General features: G+C 69.0%; 13 protein-coding genes. 4 read left to right on the forward strand and 9 right to left on the reverse strand.

All coding sequences use genetic code 11. From position 1 onward, the window contains the following. Positions 1-69 precede the first annotated feature (69 nt). Both AC1C2R_RS20240 and AC1C2R_RS20245 read right to left on the reverse strand, forming a co-directional pair. A complete protein-coding gene (locus AC1C2R_RS20240; RefSeq protein WP_495381070.1) occupies positions 70-1,917 on the reverse strand; it encodes an ABC-F family ATP-binding cassette domain-containing protein in 1,848 nt (615 codons plus the stop codon). A 147-nt stretch (positions 1,918-2,064) separates the two neighbouring features. Next, the gene (locus AC1C2R_RS20245; protein ID WP_495381071.1) at positions 2,065-2,655 is read right to left on the reverse strand and encodes an ArsR/SmtB family transcription factor; all 591 of its coding nucleotides are present in this window, start codon (positions 2,653-2,655) and stop codon (positions 2,065-2,067) included. Positions 2,656-2,720: 65 nt separating this feature from the next. Here AC1C2R_RS20245 and AC1C2R_RS20250 point away from each other — a divergent pair, with 65 nt between their 5' ends. The 3 genes from AC1C2R_RS20250 (at position 2,721) to AC1C2R_RS20260 (ending at position 5,234) form a co-directional block, all read left to right on the forward strand. Continuing rightward, a complete protein-coding gene (locus AC1C2R_RS20250) occupies positions 2,721-3,827 on the forward strand; it encodes an aldo/keto reductase (RefSeq protein WP_495381072.1) in 1,107 nt (368 codons plus the stop codon). A 107-nt stretch (positions 3,828-3,934) separates the two neighbouring features. Next, on the forward strand, positions 3,935-4,264 hold the full coding sequence (locus AC1C2R_RS20255; RefSeq protein ID WP_495353302.1) for a PadR family transcriptional regulator: 330 nt from the start codon (positions 3,935-3,937) through the stop codon (positions 4,262-4,264). Positions 4,265-4,280: 16 nt separating this feature from the next. Further along, complete coding sequence (locus AC1C2R_RS20260) at positions 4,281-5,234, forward strand: permease prefix domain 1-containing protein (RefSeq protein ID WP_495353301.1); 954 nt, start codon at positions 4,281-4,283, stop codon at positions 5,232-5,234. Between the two features lie 63 nt (positions 5,235-5,297). On the opposite strand, the gene AC1C2R_RS20265 is transcribed toward AC1C2R_RS20260, so the two are convergent. From AC1C2R_RS20265 to rsmI, 7 genes are all read right to left on the reverse strand, one after another. Beyond that, positions 5,298-6,224 (reverse strand): 4-(cytidine 5'-diphospho)-2-C-methyl-D-erythritol kinase, encoded by a 927-nt coding sequence (locus AC1C2R_RS20265; protein WP_495353300.1) that lies wholly within the window; start codon positions 6,222-6,224, stop codon positions 5,298-5,300. 73 nt (positions 6,225-6,297) lie between these two features. Then, positions 6,298-7,170 (reverse strand): 16S rRNA (adenine(1518)-N(6)/adenine(1519)-N(6))-dimethyltransferase RsmA, encoded by an 873-nt coding sequence (gene rsmA / locus AC1C2R_RS20270; RefSeq protein ID WP_495353299.1) that lies wholly within the window; start codon positions 7,168-7,170, stop codon positions 6,298-6,300. Further along, positions 7,167-8,105, reverse strand: coding sequence for a TatD family hydrolase (locus AC1C2R_RS20275; protein WP_495353298.1), 939 nt, complete (start codon positions 8,103-8,105; stop codon positions 7,167-7,169). Before AC1C2R_RS20275 ends, rsmA begins: the two co-directional genes overlap by 4 nt. Next, a complete protein-coding gene (gene metG, locus AC1C2R_RS20280) occupies positions 8,102-9,661 on the reverse strand; it encodes a methionine--tRNA ligase (RefSeq protein ID WP_495381073.1) in 1,560 nt (519 codons plus the stop codon). Before metG ends, AC1C2R_RS20275 begins: the two co-directional genes overlap by 4 nt. 79 nt (positions 9,662-9,740) lie before the next feature. After that, positions 9,741-10,859 (reverse strand): NADP-dependent oxidoreductase, encoded by a 1,119-nt coding sequence (locus AC1C2R_RS20285; RefSeq protein ID WP_495381074.1) that lies wholly within the window; start codon positions 10,857-10,859, stop codon positions 9,741-9,743. Between the two features lie 126 nt (positions 10,860-10,985). Continuing rightward, positions 10,986-11,345, reverse strand: coding sequence for a DoxX family protein (locus tag AC1C2R_RS20290; protein WP_495381075.1), 360 nt, complete (start codon positions 11,343-11,345; stop codon positions 10,986-10,988). A 113-nt stretch (positions 11,346-11,458) separates the two neighbouring features. Beyond that, on the reverse strand, positions 11,459-12,283 hold the full coding sequence (rsmI, locus tag AC1C2R_RS20295) for a 16S rRNA (cytidine(1402)-2'-O)-methyltransferase (RefSeq protein ID WP_495381076.1): 825 nt from the start codon (positions 12,281-12,283) through the stop codon (positions 11,459-11,461). 336 nt (positions 12,284-12,619) lie between these two features. On the opposite strand from rsmI, the gene AC1C2R_RS20300 reads away from it, so the two are divergent. After that, the gene (locus tag AC1C2R_RS20300; protein ID WP_495381077.1) at positions 12,620-14,374 is read left to right on the forward strand and encodes a dolichyl-phosphate-mannose--protein mannosyltransferase; all 1,755 of its coding nucleotides are present in this window, start codon (positions 12,620-12,622) and stop codon (positions 14,372-14,374) included. The last annotated feature ends 5 nt before the right edge of the window (positions 14,375-14,379 follow it).

Here is a 14,379-nt window from a genome sequence, read left to right on the forward strand (position 1 = left end):
CACTACGGTAAACGAAGATCCTCTACCCGCTCGCCAGTCGGGTCATAGATCGTCACAGCTTCTGCGACGTCACGCCTCGAGCGACTCGGAAACTTCGAGCCAGCGGGTCTCGAGGTCGGCGACGGATGCCTCGAGCTCACGCAACGAGTCGCCGAGCGCTGCCAATCCGACGTAGTCGCCCTGGTCGTGCACCGCGAGCTTCTCGTGCTGCAGCGCGATCTGGGACGCCAGTTTCTCGAGCTTGCGGTCGATCGAGGCGAGCTCCTTCTCGGCGTTGCGCCGGTCGGCGCCGGCGAGGGCTGCCGGAGCTGCCGGAGCTGTGCTCCCTGAGCTCGTCGAAGGGGGCTTCGCGCCGCCCTCGCTCGCTTCGACAGGCTCAGCGAGCGACGCCTTGCGCAGCTCGAGGTACTGCTCGACGCCGCGCGGCAGGTCGCGCAGGTGCCCGTCGAGAATGGCGAACTGCCGGTCGGTGACCCGCTCGATGAGGTACCGGTCGTGCGAAACGACGAGCAGGGTGCCCGGCCACGAGTCGAGCAGGTCCTCGATCGCGGCGAGCATGTCGGTGTCGAGATCGTTGGTGGGCTCGTCGAGGATCAGCACGTTCGGCTCCTGCAAGAGGATCAGCAAGAGCTGCAGGCGGCGCTTCTGGCCGCCCGACAGATTCTTCACGGGCGTCGACAGCTGCGCAGTCGTGAAGCCGAGCCGCTCGAGGAGCTGGCCAGGCGTCATCTCTTTGTCGCCCACCTGATAGCTCGAGCGCTGCTCTGCGACGACCGCGGAGACCCGCATGTCGGCCCATTCGGTGAGTTCGTTCAGCTCTTGGCTGAGCGTGGCGATGCGCACCGTCTTGCCGCGCTTCACCTGCCCCGTCGTCGGCTGCACCGCGCCCGTCACGAGCCCGAGGAGGGTCGACTTGCCGGCGCCGTTGACGCCCAGGATGCCGGTGCGCTCACCGGGCGCGATGCGCCACTCGATATCGCGCAGCACGGTCCGTGTCGCTGGGGCGCCGGTCGCGACATCCATCATCGGGAACTGCACCGTGACGTCGAGCAGGTCGACGACGTCTTTGCCGAGACGCGAGACGGCGAGACGGTCGAGCTCGACCTTGTTGCGCACCGGCGGCTCGTTCTCGATGAGCTCGTTCGCCGCGTCGATGCGGAACTTCGGCTTCGAGGTGCGCGCCGGCGCACCTCTTCGCAACCACGCGAGTTCCTTGCGCATGAGGTTCTGGCGCTTGGCTTCGGATGCCGCGGCTGAGCGATCGCGTTCGACCCGTTGCAGCACATACGCCGCGTAGCCGCCCTCGAAGGGTTCGACGATGCCGTCGTGCACCTCCCACGTGTCGGTGCACACCTCGTCGAGGAACCACCGGTCGTGGGTCACGACGACGAGGGCGCCGGAATCGGTCGCCCAACGGCGCTTCAAATGCCCGGCGAGCCAGGCGATGCCCTCGACATCGAGGTGGTTCGTCGGCTCGTCGAGGAACACGACATCCCAATCGCCGACGAGCAGTGCCGCGAGACCGACGCGTCGGCGCTGCCCGCCCGAGAGGTTCGCGATCTGTCCGTGCCAGGGCACATCGCCGAGGAGGCCCGCGATGACGTCGCGCACCTTCGCGTCGCCCGCCCACACGTGCTCTTCGATGCCGCCGACGACGAACTCGGCGACCGTCTTGCCAGGGTCGACCACGTCGGCCTGATCGAGCGTGCCGATGCGGATGCCGCGACGGCGCGTGACCCGACCGCCGTCGGGATCGAGACGGCCGTCGAGAAGCTTCAGGAGCGTGGACTTGCCGTCGCCGTTGCGGCCGACGACGCCGATGCGATCGCCCTCGTCGATGCCCAGGGTCACCTCGTCGAAGACCACTCGCGTCGGGAATTCGAGGTGCAGGCGCTCGGCGCCGAGGAGATGTGCCATGTCCTGACGAGCCTAGCTGTGATGTCCCGGGAGGTTGTTGAGCCTGCGCATTCCTGCCGAGCCTGCGCATTCCTGCCGAGACTGGGCATTCCTGCCGAGACTGGGCATTCCTGCTGCGCCCGCGCGTTCCCTGCTGCCTCTGGGCGGTCAGGGCCGCGAAGGGAACACGTGCGCGAAGCCGTGCACCGCGCGGCGGTCCGTGCCGTCGTCGGGAATGTCGCGTCGGCGCCACGACAGGAAGAGCTCGTCGAGCTGTCGGCCGAGCTCCGCGAGCTCTTCCGCGTTCAGGCGGAGCCAGTAGTGCCCGGAGACCGCGACGTCGTCCCATGGCGGCTCAGCGGACTCGACGAATTCACGTGCCCGATCGAACTGCCGCTCGAGCATGACGGCATCTGCAGATGACGCGGCGAACTCTGCGGCCGGGCGGTCGCGGAACTGGCCTGCGGACCAGCGCATACCGCGACTCACGAGCTTCCAATGACGCTCACGGAGGTCTGACGGATCCTGCGGGGCGCGGGCGACGAGTCCCGCGTCGGTGAGCACCTTCAGGTGGTGCGACACGCTGCCGGTCGCCACGCCGAGCGCACTGGCAAGTGCGCCGGTGGTCGAGTCTCCGTCGACGGCCAGGGCATCGACGAGGCGCGAGCGCACGGGATGTGCGAGCGCCGCGAGCGCACGCACATCGTCGATGGTCCGCACATCCCCTGGGTCCTCCTGATCTGACTCCACGTGCTGCATGCTTCGAGTCTACAGATTCCGCAAGCGTATTTGCGCAACTCTCCTTGCGGAGATATCTTCCTCACATGGGCAGCTCTGAGATGACCGACTCCGGTACGACCGAAGCCGGTATGACATACACCACGCTCGGTCGAACCGGCATGACGGTGTCCCGATTCGCGCTCGGCACCATGATGTTCGGGTCTGCCGGCAATGCCGATCACGACGAGTGCGTGCGGATCATCCACGCCGCGCTCGATCGGGGCATCAACTTCGTCGACACCGCCGACATGTACTCGGGCGGGGAGTCCGAGATCATCGTCGGCGAAGCACTTCGCGGTCGCCGCGATGACGTGATCCTCGCGACGAAGGGGCACTTCGCGCTCGAGGAAGGACGCAACCGCAGCGGCAATTCCCGGCGCCACCTGGTCCGCGCTGTGGAGGCCAGCCTGACCCGCCTCGGCGCGGACTACCTCGACCTCTACCAGGTGCACCGACCCGACTTCGACACCGACATCGAGGAGACGCTCGGGGTACTCACCGATCTCGTTCATGCCGGGAAGATCCGCGCTTTCGGCTGCTCGACGTTCGCCGCCCACGAGATCGTCGAGTCGCACCGGGTCGCCGGAGCACGCGGCCTCATGCGGTTCCGCACCGAGCAGCCGCCCTACAACATCCTGGCGCGCGGCATCGAGCGCGACGTGCTGCCCGTCGCGGAGCGTTGGGGAATGGGGGTGCTGACCTGGAGCCCGCTCGCGTTCGGGTTCCTCACCGGGCGATATCGGCGCGGCATGAGCACCCCGGCCCCCGAAGGGCGCGCCGCTCTCCGCCCCGCTTGGTTCGATCCGGACGAGCCCATCACGGCACGCAAGCTCGACGTCGTCGAACAGCTGCTCCCGATCGCAGAAGAGCTCGGCACGTCGCTACCTGCACTGGCTGTCGCGTTCCCGCTCGCCCACCGCGCAGTCACCTCGGTCATCCTGGGGCCGCGCACCATGTCGCAGCTCGAATCATTGCTCGAATCGGTCGGGGTCGAGCTCGACGACGACGTGCTCGATCGCATCGACGAGGTCGTGCCGCCGGGTACCGACGTGTATGCGCCCAACGGGGCCTTCCCCCTCCCCTGGCTCACCGACCCGAGCCAGCGGCGGCGCGGCAGGGGCCGGGGTGCCAGCGGGTCCCCCAACGACTAGACGTCTCTCCCGTTACGGTGGCGGCTGGCTACGCCGAGAGAGAGACCCGCCTTCGGCATTACTGGGTTCAGTTGCAATAGTGTGTGACGCACAGTAATATCGTCGGCATGAGCGCGCCAGAGGGATCCGAGACGCACCGCCACGAGCTGCGGCGCGGCACCGTGGTCCTCGCGTGTCTGCGGATCCTGCGAACGCCCGGATACGGCTACGGGCTGCTCGAAGACCTCGCTGTGCGCGGCTTCGAGACCGACGCGAGCACGCTGTACCCCCTGCTGCGCCGGCTCGAGAAGCAGGGCTGCCTGACAAGCGAGTGGGACACCGACGAGACCCGGCCCCGCAAGTTCTACCGCACCTCCGATGCGGGGGACCGCCTCGCCGACACGCTGACCTCCGACTGGCGCGCGCTGACCCGGGCCATCGACGCGCTGGCCGACTGACCGAGAGAGAACCGAGATGACCCGCGAACCGATCACCAGGGACGAGTACACCGAACGCTACGTCGAAGCAGCGACGAGAACGATGCCGGTCGACGGGCGCGACGACCACGCCGACGAGCTGCGGGCGTCTATCCGCGACCAGATCGACGATCGCATCGAGCAGGGCGAAGAGCCGGCCGCCGCCGAGAAGGCGGTGCTGAACGGGCTCGGCGACCCCGCCGTCCTCGCCGCCGGCTACGCCGACCGACCCCTTCACCTCCTCGGCCCTCGGTGGTACCCGACGTGGCGGCGGATCCTGCGGATCATCCTCTGGAGCGCACTGCCGGCCGTCGCGCTCGGGGTGGCGATCGGCTTCGCCGTCGAGGGCAGACCTTTCTGGGGGATCGTCGGGCCGATGGTCGGCATCACGCTCACCGCAGGAGCGTGGATCTTCACCATCACCACGATCACCTACGTCAAGCTGGACCGAGCCGATGCGCCGGTCGGACCGTGGACGGTCGACTCCCTCCCGGCCCGTGACCCGAACGAGGGAAAGCCGTCGAGCCGCGCCGAGCGGGTGGTGGGCATCGTCGGGGTGGTCCTGGCGGTGGCCGGGCTCGTCTTCGTCAGCGTGCCGTGGGATATCCCGGACGTCGGGCGGATGTCGGTGCTCGACCCGGTGCTCTGGCCGTGGAGCTTGATCCTCGGCATCGTGCTGATCGCCGCCGGGGCGCTCGTGACGGCGCGGGCGCGGGCGTTCGGCCGGTGGACGATCGGCGCCGCCGTCCTGAACGCCGTGATCGCGACCGCGTGGGCGGTGCTCATCATCGGCCTGACGGTGACCGGACGGCTCTTCGACCCGTCGTTCGTGGAGTTCATCGACATCGATCTCGACGCGCAGCGCGTGATCGCGGTGTGCCTGGTGGCCGGCACGATCGCGCTCACAGGATGGAGCGCCCTGAACGGGTTCCGAAGGGCTCGCCGCCCCTGACTGGGCGCGGCCGCGATCCTCATCCGGCCCTGCACATCAGAGGACACGCTCTGGCCAGTGCACCTAGATGATGCGCGCCCCGTGCACCGGCCCGTGCACGTGCACCGCGTTGAGCCGAGCGGCGGAGAGTGCGACCTGCAGCTCGAGGGCGGCGTCCGTGTCTTCGACGAGGAACGCGACCGTCGGCCCCGACCCGGAGACGAGTCCGGCGAGCGCCCCATGCGCCTCGCCCAGTTCGAGGATCCCCCCGAGCCCGGGCGCGAGACTCAGTGCCGCCGCCTGCAGGTCGTTGTGCAACGACTCGGCCAGGCGTGCGGCATCGCCCGCCCGGAGTGCATGCAGTACCGCCGTGTCGACGACGGGTGGCGTGCCGTCGGGCACGAGGGTGAGGCGGGATTCCCGTTGGTGATCGAGCTCGCGGTAGACCGCCGGCGTCGACAGCCCGAACTCGGCGACGGCGAGCACCCAGTGGAACGAACCGGTCGCAAGCGCGGGGCTCAGGCGATCGCCCCGCCCCGTACCGATGGCGGTGCCGCCCGAGAGGGCGAAGGGCACGTCGGCGCCGAGCTTCGCCGCGAGGGCGTGCAGTTCCTCTTTGGCAAGTGCGGTGCCCCAGAGGGCGTCGCACGCGACGAGGGTGGCCGCGGCATCCGCCGACCCGCCGCCCATGCCGCCGGCGATCGGCACGTGCTTGTCGATCTCGAGATGCACACCGCCCGGCACGCCTGCGGTGCGGGCCAAGAGCTTCGCGGCCTTGATCGCCAGGTTGGAGCGGCCGGTGGGCAGACCCGAGGCATCGACACTGCCGCCGAAGGTCACGCTGAATTCATCGTCGGGCCAGGCGCGCACATCTTCGTACAGCGAGACCGCCTGGTAGGCGGTGGCGACGTCGTGATAGCCGTCGGCCTGCACCGCGCCGACGCGCATGAAGACGTTGATCTTGCCGGGCGCCCGAACGTGCACTGCCTCGTCGGTCGCCGCGATCGTCATGAGTCCACGCTAACCGACCGACTCGACACCCCTACCCCACCCTGCTTCCCCACGGCACCACGCTAGCGCGTGATCAGGCCGCGCGGGCGATGCGGAGGAAGTCGGCGACCGTGAGCTGTTCGCCGCGCTCCTGCGGGGCGACGCCGGCTGCCTCGAGCACCGCCGAGGCCAGCGCTGCGGTGCCGCCGAGGACCGACGAAAGCGACTGCCGCAGCATCTTGCGCCGCTGCTGGAACGCCGCGTCGACGAGCCGGAACGTGGCAACACGCTCGGCCTCTGTGCCGGGGACATCCGCTCGCTCGAAGCCGACGAGTACCGAGTCGACGTTCGGCACCGGCCAGAACACCATGCGCGAGACCTGGCCTGCCGTGCGCCAGCGTCCGTACCAGGAGGCCTTGACGCTCGGCGCGCCGTAGACCTTCGAGCCGGGCTCGGCCGCGAGCCGGTACCCGACCTCGGCCTGCACCATCACGATGCCCGACTGCAGCGAGTCGAAGTGCTCGAGCAGGTGCAGCAGCACGGGCACCGAGATGTTGTACGGCAGGTTGGCGACGAGTCGCACGGGCTCGCCCGGCAGTTCGGTGACGCGCATCGCGTCTTCGGTCACGACCGTGAGCGACGTGCCCGGCTGCATGATGTCGGCGGTATGCGGCAGCTGGGCGGCGAGGCGCTTGTCGATCTCGACGGCGATGACGGTTGCCCCGACCTCGAGCAGCCCGAGCGTCAGAGAGCCGAGCCCGGGGCCGATCTCGAGCACGGTCTCCCCGGAGCGCACGCCGGCCGTCTGCACGATGCGACGCACGGTGTTGGCATCATGCACGAAGTTCTGGCCGAGCTTCTTCGTGGGCGTGACGTCGAGCAACTCGGCGAGATCGCGGATCTCGGCCGGTCCGAGCAAGCGCGGCGACACCGCGACACCCTCGCCCTCATGCCGATGCGCGTTCATACTGCAGCCCCCACCACGGGCTCATCATGCCACGAGCCGTACACGCGCACGGTGTTCGACGCGAGTTGCGCGCAGAACTCGTCGAGCTCGGCTCCGAGCACCTCGGCCATGAATCGCACCGTGTGAGGCACGAGATACGGCGCATTCGGGCGCCCGCGCAGCGGCACGGGCGTGAGATATGGGGCATCCGTCTCGACCAAGATGCGGTCGCGAGGGGCGACCCTGAGCGCCTCACGCAGGGTCTCGGCGTTCTTGAAGGTGACGTTTCCGGCGAACGAGAGATACCAGCCTTCGGCCGCCGCGAGTCGGGCGAGTTCTTCGCCGCCCGAGAAGCAGTGGAAGACCGTGCGCTCGGGCGCGCCGACGCGGCGCAGCGTCGACACGACTTCGTCGTGCGCGTCGCGATCGTGGATCTGCAGTGCGAGCCCGTGCCGTTTCGCGATGTCGAGGTGCGCCTCGAAGGAGCGGAACTGCGCACCACGACCCTCTTCACCGGTGCGGAAGAAATCGAGTCCGGTCTCGCCGATGGCGCGCACTCGCGGCATGGCTGCGAGCCTGTCGATCACGGCGAGAGCATCGTCGAGCGTGCCCGCCTCTTCGAGCTCGGGCGCCTCGTTCGGGTGCAGTGCGACCGCGGCGAGCAGTCGGGGCTCACGCGCGGCGACCTGGGCCGACCAGCGGCTCGTCGCGACATCCGTGCCGACCTGCACAGCGCCTGCGATGCCGACGGATGCCGCGCGCTCGAGGTGCTCGTGCACGTCGAGCGGGAGCGCGCCGTCGGCGATCTCCAAGTGCGTGTGGTTGTCGTAGACCGCGACGGGCAGCGGCTCGGGCGGCGGCGGATACTCGGCGGCCCGATTGCTCCCCGAGCCTGTCGAAGGGCGGCGAACCCTGAGGTGCGCCGCCCCTTCACCAGGCCCGGGGAGCAAAGTCACTCCGCGACCTCGACGCGCGGGAAGAGCGCCTCGAGCTGCGCCACCTGCGTGCCGAGCGACCACTCGTTCGCCTGGTCGACGCGCTGCTCCTGCACGGTGCCGGGGCCGCCGAGCGCGGTCCACAGCTTGGCCGTCGCGACCGGCAGCACCGGCGAGAGCAGCACGGCGAGAGTACCGAGGCCGTGATAGGCGGTGGCGAGCACCGTCTCGAGTCGATCGCGCTCGGCGGGATCCTTCGCGAGAGTCCACGGCTCCTCGATCGTGAGGTAGCCGTTCAGCGCATCGACGAGCTCCCAGGCCGCGCCGATCGCGTCGTGGATCGCGAGACGACCGATGGCCTCCCAAGAGGCATCCGTCGCCCGGTGCTCGACGCCGGCGATCTCGATGTCGGCTGCCGTCAAGGTACCGGCCGACGGCACGACGCCGTCGCAGTAGCGGTTGATCATCGCGACGACGCGCGAGGCGAGGTTGCCGAAGCCGTTCGCGAGTTCGGCCTGGTAGCGGGCAGCCAGGTCTTCCCACGAGAAGGAGCCGTCTTGCCCGAACGCGATCGCGCGCAGGAAGTAGTAGCGGAACGCGTCGGAGCCGAAGGTCTCGGTGATCTGCTCGGGGGCGATGCCCGTGAGCTTGGACTTCGACATCTTCTCGCCGCCGACGAGGAGCCAGCCGTGCGCGAACACGCCGCGGGGCACCTCGAGGCCGCCCGCGAGCAGCATGGCCGGCCAGATGACGGCGTGGAAGCGCAGGATGTCTTTGCCGATGATGTGCTGCGCGGGCCACCGCCTGGCGAACTCAGCCTCGTCTTCGCCGTAGCCGACCGCGGTGATGTAGTTCAGCAGGGCATCGAACCAGACGTAGAAGACATGGGTCTCGTCCCATGGCACCGTCACGCCCCAGTCGAACGTCGAGCGCGAGATCGAGATGTCGGAGAGGCCCCGGCTCACGAAGGAGACCGCCTCGTTGCGCGCCGACTCGGGCTGCACGAAATCGGGCCGCTCCTCGTAGAGCGCGAGCAGCTGATCGGCGAACGCCGACATGCGGAAGAAGTAGTTCTTCTCGTGCAGCAGTTCGACGGGCTTCGAGTGGATCGCGCAGACGAGCTGCCCCTCGTACTCCCCCGTGCCCGGAACGAGCTCTGACTGCTGCTTGTACTCCTCGCAGCCGACGCAGTAGTAGCCGTCGTATTCGCCGGCGTAGATGTGGCCGTCGTCGTAGAGCTTCTGCAGGAACTTCTGCACGCTGGCCTCGTGGCGCACATCGGTCGTGCGGATGAAGTCGTCGTTCGCGATGTCGACCGTCTTGAGGAGCGGCTTCCACGCTTCGGCGACGAGCTTGTCGGCCCACTCCTTCGGCGTCACGCCGTTGGCGGTCGCCGTGCGCAGGATCTTCTGGCCGTGCTCGTCGGTGCCCGTGAGCATCCACGTGTCTTCGCCCGCCTGGCGGTGCCAGCGCGCGAGCACGTCGGCGGCCACCTCGGTGTAGGCGTGCCCGATGTGGGGCACGTCATTCACATAGAAAATGGGCGTGGTGATATAGAACGAGGAGCCGTCGGCCATACCCCCAATCCTATGGGCGAGCGGATGTCCCGGGGTTCCGGTTACGACGACGTGCGAGCCCGACGGCTCGCGCGCTCCCCTACTCGGCCCGAGACCCGCTCTCCGCCTGCCGCTGCTCGCGGCGACGGCGGCGAACGCTCCCGTCGAGGATGGCGGGCGGCACCGCCTCCTCGACCTCGAGATGCTCGTGCGGCGTGGGCACGCCGAGCGTCACATCCTGTTCCTTGATCGCCGGCTCATGCACACGCTGGCTGGCGTAGCTGACAATGCGCAGCCCGATCACGATCTTGCCCGGCGCCTCACGGCGGTCGAGGGCGCGAAACGCGTCGGCGGCGGAGTCGAGCGGAAAGATATCGGCGATCGGCAACCGCACGCGCCGGGCAGCGACGAGCGCGGCGACCCTGCCGAGGGCCACGACGTCTCCGGCGTACGCCTTCACCGCCGTCTCCTGTTCGACGGCGTCCCAGTCGAGGGTCGTGAGGATCCTGGAGCGGGGAACGCCGAGCGCGATCGCCTCTTCGGTCTGACCGCCGAGGAAGTCGAGGAACCCCGTGATCGGTCCGGGAGCGATCGGCGGCACCCGTTCGGCGAGGTCGGGTCCATACGCCACGGGCAGCACCCCGAACTGCCGGAGGAAGTCGAATCGCATCTCGGCACTCGAGCCGATCACCGTGGCGCCGCGCATGCGGGCGAACTGGGCGGCGAGGCATCCGACGCCGCCCGCTGCCGCCGTGATGACGACCGCGTCGGAGGGACCGAGCGCGAGCCCCTCGACCGCCGACCAGGCGGTCGTTCCGGCGACGTAGAGTGACCCGGCCACCTCCCAGGTCAGCTCGGGCGGCTTCGGCAGCAACTGTCGTTCCGGCACCGCGACGTGGGTGGCGTGCGCACCGCGTTCGACGAAGCCCATGACCTCATCACCACGCGAGAACGCCGAGGCAGCGGGGCCCGTCGCCACGACGACGCCCGCGAGATCCTGGCCCTGCGACGACGGGAAGGTCACCGGCCAGCGTTCAGGATGCTCGCCGCGCCTGATGCCGCTCTCGACGGGGTTGAGCCCCGTCGCGAACACCTCGACGAGCACCTCGCCCTCGCCGGGCTCGGGCATCGGAACTTCGACCACCTCGAGCACCTCTGGCCCGCCGAACCCGGAGAATCGGATCGCGTGAGCAACGTCGTGAGTCAGATCGTGAGTCATGTCGCACCTCCACCGCCGTGTGGTACTGCCGATCTTCGCGGTACTGCCATTGTCCGCTTTCGGGGCCGATTCCGACAGGGCGGGCATCGGTGCGGCCGATCGGCGGGCCGGTGCCTATGCCGGCACTCAGATCGTCCCGAGCCAGATCGTGAGTGCCGCGATAGCGAGGAGCGCGACGTTGAGGCCGATCTGTCGGGCTTCCCCACGGGCGAGGTGGAGGGTGATGCCGCCTGCCTGGAGCAGCACGAGTCCGGAAGCAGCCGCCATCGCCAGCCACGGAGCGATGCCCGTCAACGGGGGCAGAATCAATCCGATCGCGGCGAGCACCTCCAGAACTCCGATGACCCGCACGACCGGCATCGGGGCGCTCTGCACCCAGCCCATCATCGGCTGCAGTCGTTCACGACTCTGGATCACCTTCTTCCCACCGGAGTACACGTAGAACAGGGCGAGCAGCCCGGCGATGATCCAGTAGGCGATCTGCATGGATTCATTCCTTGATTTCGGTTTGTGCGTGCGGGTTGCTTCTCGTGCGTGAAGGTGCTGTTCGTCCGCTCACTGTGCGTGAGTGGAAGAAATGGGCAAGCGGTGTGCGCTTCTCAGCTGCGCTTGCGCGCCTGCAGCGCCGCCTCGTAGAGGTCACGAGTACTGAGGCCGCTCTCGGAGGCCACGAGGGCCGCGGCGTCTTTCAGGCGGGTTCCGGATGCCGCGAGCCCGAGAACCCGCTCGAGTGCGCGCTCAGGGTCGGACTGTTGTTCGGCCGCGCCGCCCACGACGATGACGATCTCACCGCGCACGCCGGCCGCGGCCCACGTCGCGAGCTCGCCGAGCGGGCCGCGGCGCACCTCTTCGTAGAGTTTCGTGAGCTCGCGGCAGACCGCCGCGGGCCGATCGGCACCGAACGATTCGGCGAGCGCGGTGAGGCTCGCGGCGAGGCGGGACGGCGCCTCGAAGAAGATGAGCGTGCGCCGGTCGCCGGCGAGCTCGGAGAGTCGGCGACTGCGCTCCCCCGCCTTTCGCGGCAGGAACCCCTCGAACGCGAACCGGTCGGTCGGCAGCCCCGAGACGGCCAGGGCCGTGACCACTGCTGACGGCCCGGGGATCACGGTCACCCGCACCTCGGCGGCCGCGGCGGCCGAGACGAGCTGGAACCCGGGGTCGGAGACCGTCGGCATGCCCGCATCGCTCAACACGAGCAGGTCGGCGTCACGTGCGAGCTCGACGAGCTCAGCCGACTTCTGCCGCTCGTTGTGCTCGTGCAGGGCGATGAGTCGCGGCCGATTCGCGATGCCGAGTCCCGCGAGCAGGCGCTGCGTCACTCGGGTGTCTTCGGATGCCACGACCACGGCTGTCTCGAGCGCCTCCCGCAGCCGCGCCGAGGCGTCGCCGAGGTTGCCGATGGGCGTCGCCGCGAGGATGATCATGCCTCCAGTGTGTCGCACCGCGTGCGGGTCCGGGTCGCGATGCGGGGGTCTCCCCCCACACGAACACTGTGGATGACCCTCGGCATGGCCAAGGCCAAGTTCGACTCCGACCCCGAGGCCGCCAGAGCCATGCTCGAGACGGCGCACGGCGACGCGAAGGCGGCGATCACGACGTGTCGATCGATGCGCCGAACACCCCCGACGCCACGACCGTCGTTCGCATCGAGACGACGGTCGGCGACATCACCGTCGACAACTGACGGGGCCGCAGGCAACCGCCCCTCGTCCACCCGATGTGCTCACCGCCCACCCCGTCCTCGCGGATAGGGTGGGCGCATGAGTGTGCTGGCCGCGTCGGGTGCTGACGACGCCGATCGCCAGCCCGACGGCACCGAGATCGACGTCGACGGTGAACTCGGCGCAGACGTCGAGATCGAAGCCGACGCCGAGCTCGACCCGGACGCCGAACTCGACCCCGACACCCGTCCCGACCCAGACACCCGTCCCGACCTCGACCTCGTCGAGGAGTCCCGTGGCACACGACTCGACGACTGGTGGGGGCGGGTGCTCTCCACCCCGAGACGCCGAGCGCTCTGGTACTGGGGCGGTCCGATCCTCGTGACCCTTATCGCCGCCGTGCTGCGGTTCTGGAACCTCGGCAATCCGCACGCGATCATCTTCGACGAGACGTACTACGTGAAAGACGCGTGGACGCTTCTGCAGAACGGCTACGAGTCGAGCTGGCCCGAGGGCTCCGACGCCGACTTCGCGGCGGGCGACACCGGCATCTTCCAGGACTCCCCCTCCTACGTCGTGCATCCGCCGCTCGGCAAGTGGATGATCTCGCTCGGCATGGCCGCCTTCGGCGCCGGCGACGCGTTCTGGTGGCGGGCGTCCACGGCCCTGGCCGGCACGATCGCGGTGTTCCTGATGACCCTCGTCGCACGACGCCTCTTCGCCTCGACCATCCTCGCGGTCATCGCGGGTCTGTTGTTCGCGGTCGACGGCAACGCGATCGTGATGTCGCGAGTGGCCCTGCTCGACAACTGGCTCATGCTCTTCGCCCTCGTCGGGTTCTGGTTCGTGCTGCTCGATCGCGACCGGTCGAAACGGCTGCTCGACTCGCGGCTCGCCGATGCCCGCGCCGCCGGCCGCGAGCCGCATTACGGACCGGCACTCTGGGCGCGCCCGTGGATCGTCGCCGCCGGCATCGCGTTCGGCGCAGCCTGTTCAGTCAAGTGGTCGGGCCTCTGGTTCCTCGCGGCGTTCGGCCTCTACCTCGTCATCGTCGACGCCGTCGCCCGACGTCGCGCCGGCGTGCCGTTCTGGCTGACGGCCGCGCTGCTGAAGCAAGCGCCCGTCACGTTCGTGCTGCTCGTACCGGTGGCGGCCGCCGTCTACCTCGCCTCGTGGACCGGCTGGCTGGTCACCGACGGCGGCTACTACCGGCACTGGGCAGAAGAGGCGGGCAACGCCGCGACCGGCTGGTTCTCATGGGTGCCGCTGGCCCTGCAGAGTCTCTGGCACTACCACGAGGCCGCCTACGGCTATCACCTCGGGGTGCACAGCCCGCACCCGTGGCAGTCGAACCCGCTCACCTGGCTCTTCATGATCCGCCCGACGAACATGTACTTCTCCTCGACCGACGACGGCTCGGGCGGCTGCGGTGCCGACACCTGCTGGTCGTCGATCATCGAGGTGGGCAACCCGCTCATCTGGTGGGCGGCGGCCGCGGCATCCGTCTACCTGGTGTACCGGCTCGCGCGATACCGGGAATGGCAGGTCGGGGCGATCCTCGTGGGGCTCGCGGCCGGGTACCTGCCGTGGCTCATGTACTTGAATCGCACCGTCTTCCAGTTCTACTCGATCGCGTTCGAGCCCTTCACGGTGCTCGCGCTCGTGTTCGTGATCGGGCTGATTCTCGGCCGGCGCGACGATCACCGCTGGCGTCGGGAGCGCGGCATCGCCGTCGTCGTCGTCTTCCTCGGGTTCGTGGTGCTCGTCTCCGCGTTCTTCTTCCCGATCTGGTCGGGCATGCCGGTGACCCCGACGTTCCGGCAGCTGCATTTCTGGCTGCCGAGCTGGGGTTAGCGTAG

The organism is Agromyces sp. Y182 (assembly GCF_059445385.1).

What these genes read in the sequence shown, in the direction of transcription:
- AC1C2R_RS20240 (WP_495381070.1), bottom strand. Translation starts at nt 1,917, where the DNA reads ATGGCACATCTCCTCGGCGCCGAGCGCCTGCACCTCGAATTCCCGACG.
- AC1C2R_RS20245 (WP_495381071.1), bottom strand. Translation starts at nt 2,655, where the DNA reads ATGCAGCACGTGGAGTCAGATCAGGAGGACCCAGGGGATGTGCGGACC.
- AC1C2R_RS20250 (WP_495381072.1), top strand. Translation starts at nt 2,721, where the DNA reads ATGGGCAGCTCTGAGATGACCGACTCCGGTACGACCGAAGCCGGTATG.
- AC1C2R_RS20255 (WP_495353302.1), top strand. Translation starts at nt 3,935, where the DNA reads ATGAGCGCGCCAGAGGGATCCGAGACGCACCGCCACGAGCTGCGGCGC.
- AC1C2R_RS20260 (WP_495353301.1), top strand. Translation starts at nt 4,281, where the DNA reads ATGACCCGCGAACCGATCACCAGGGACGAGTACACCGAACGCTACGTC.
- AC1C2R_RS20265 (WP_495353300.1), bottom strand. Translation starts at nt 6,224, where the DNA reads ATGACGATCGCGGCGACCGACGAGGCAGTGCACGTTCGGGCGCCCGGC.
- rsmA (WP_495353299.1), bottom strand. Translation starts at nt 7,170, where the DNA reads ATGAACGCGCATCGGCATGAGGGCGAGGGTGTCGCGGTGTCGCCGCGC.
- metG (WP_495381073.1), bottom strand. Translation starts at nt 9,661, where the DNA reads ATGGCCGACGGCTCCTCGTTCTATATCACCACGCCCATTTTCTATGTG.
- AC1C2R_RS20285 (WP_495381074.1), bottom strand. Translation starts at nt 10,859, where the DNA reads ATGACTCACGATCTGACTCACGACGTTGCTCACGCGATCCGATTCTCC.
- AC1C2R_RS20290 (WP_495381075.1), bottom strand. Translation starts at nt 11,345, where the DNA reads ATGCAGATCGCCTACTGGATCATCGCCGGGCTGCTCGCCCTGTTCTAC.
- rsmI (WP_495381076.1), bottom strand. Translation starts at nt 12,283, where the DNA reads ATGATCATCCTCGCGGCGACGCCCATCGGCAACCTCGGCGACGCCTCG.
- AC1C2R_RS20300 (WP_495381077.1), top strand. Translation starts at nt 12,620, where the DNA reads ATGAGTGTGCTGGCCGCGTCGGGTGCTGACGACGCCGATCGCCAGCCC.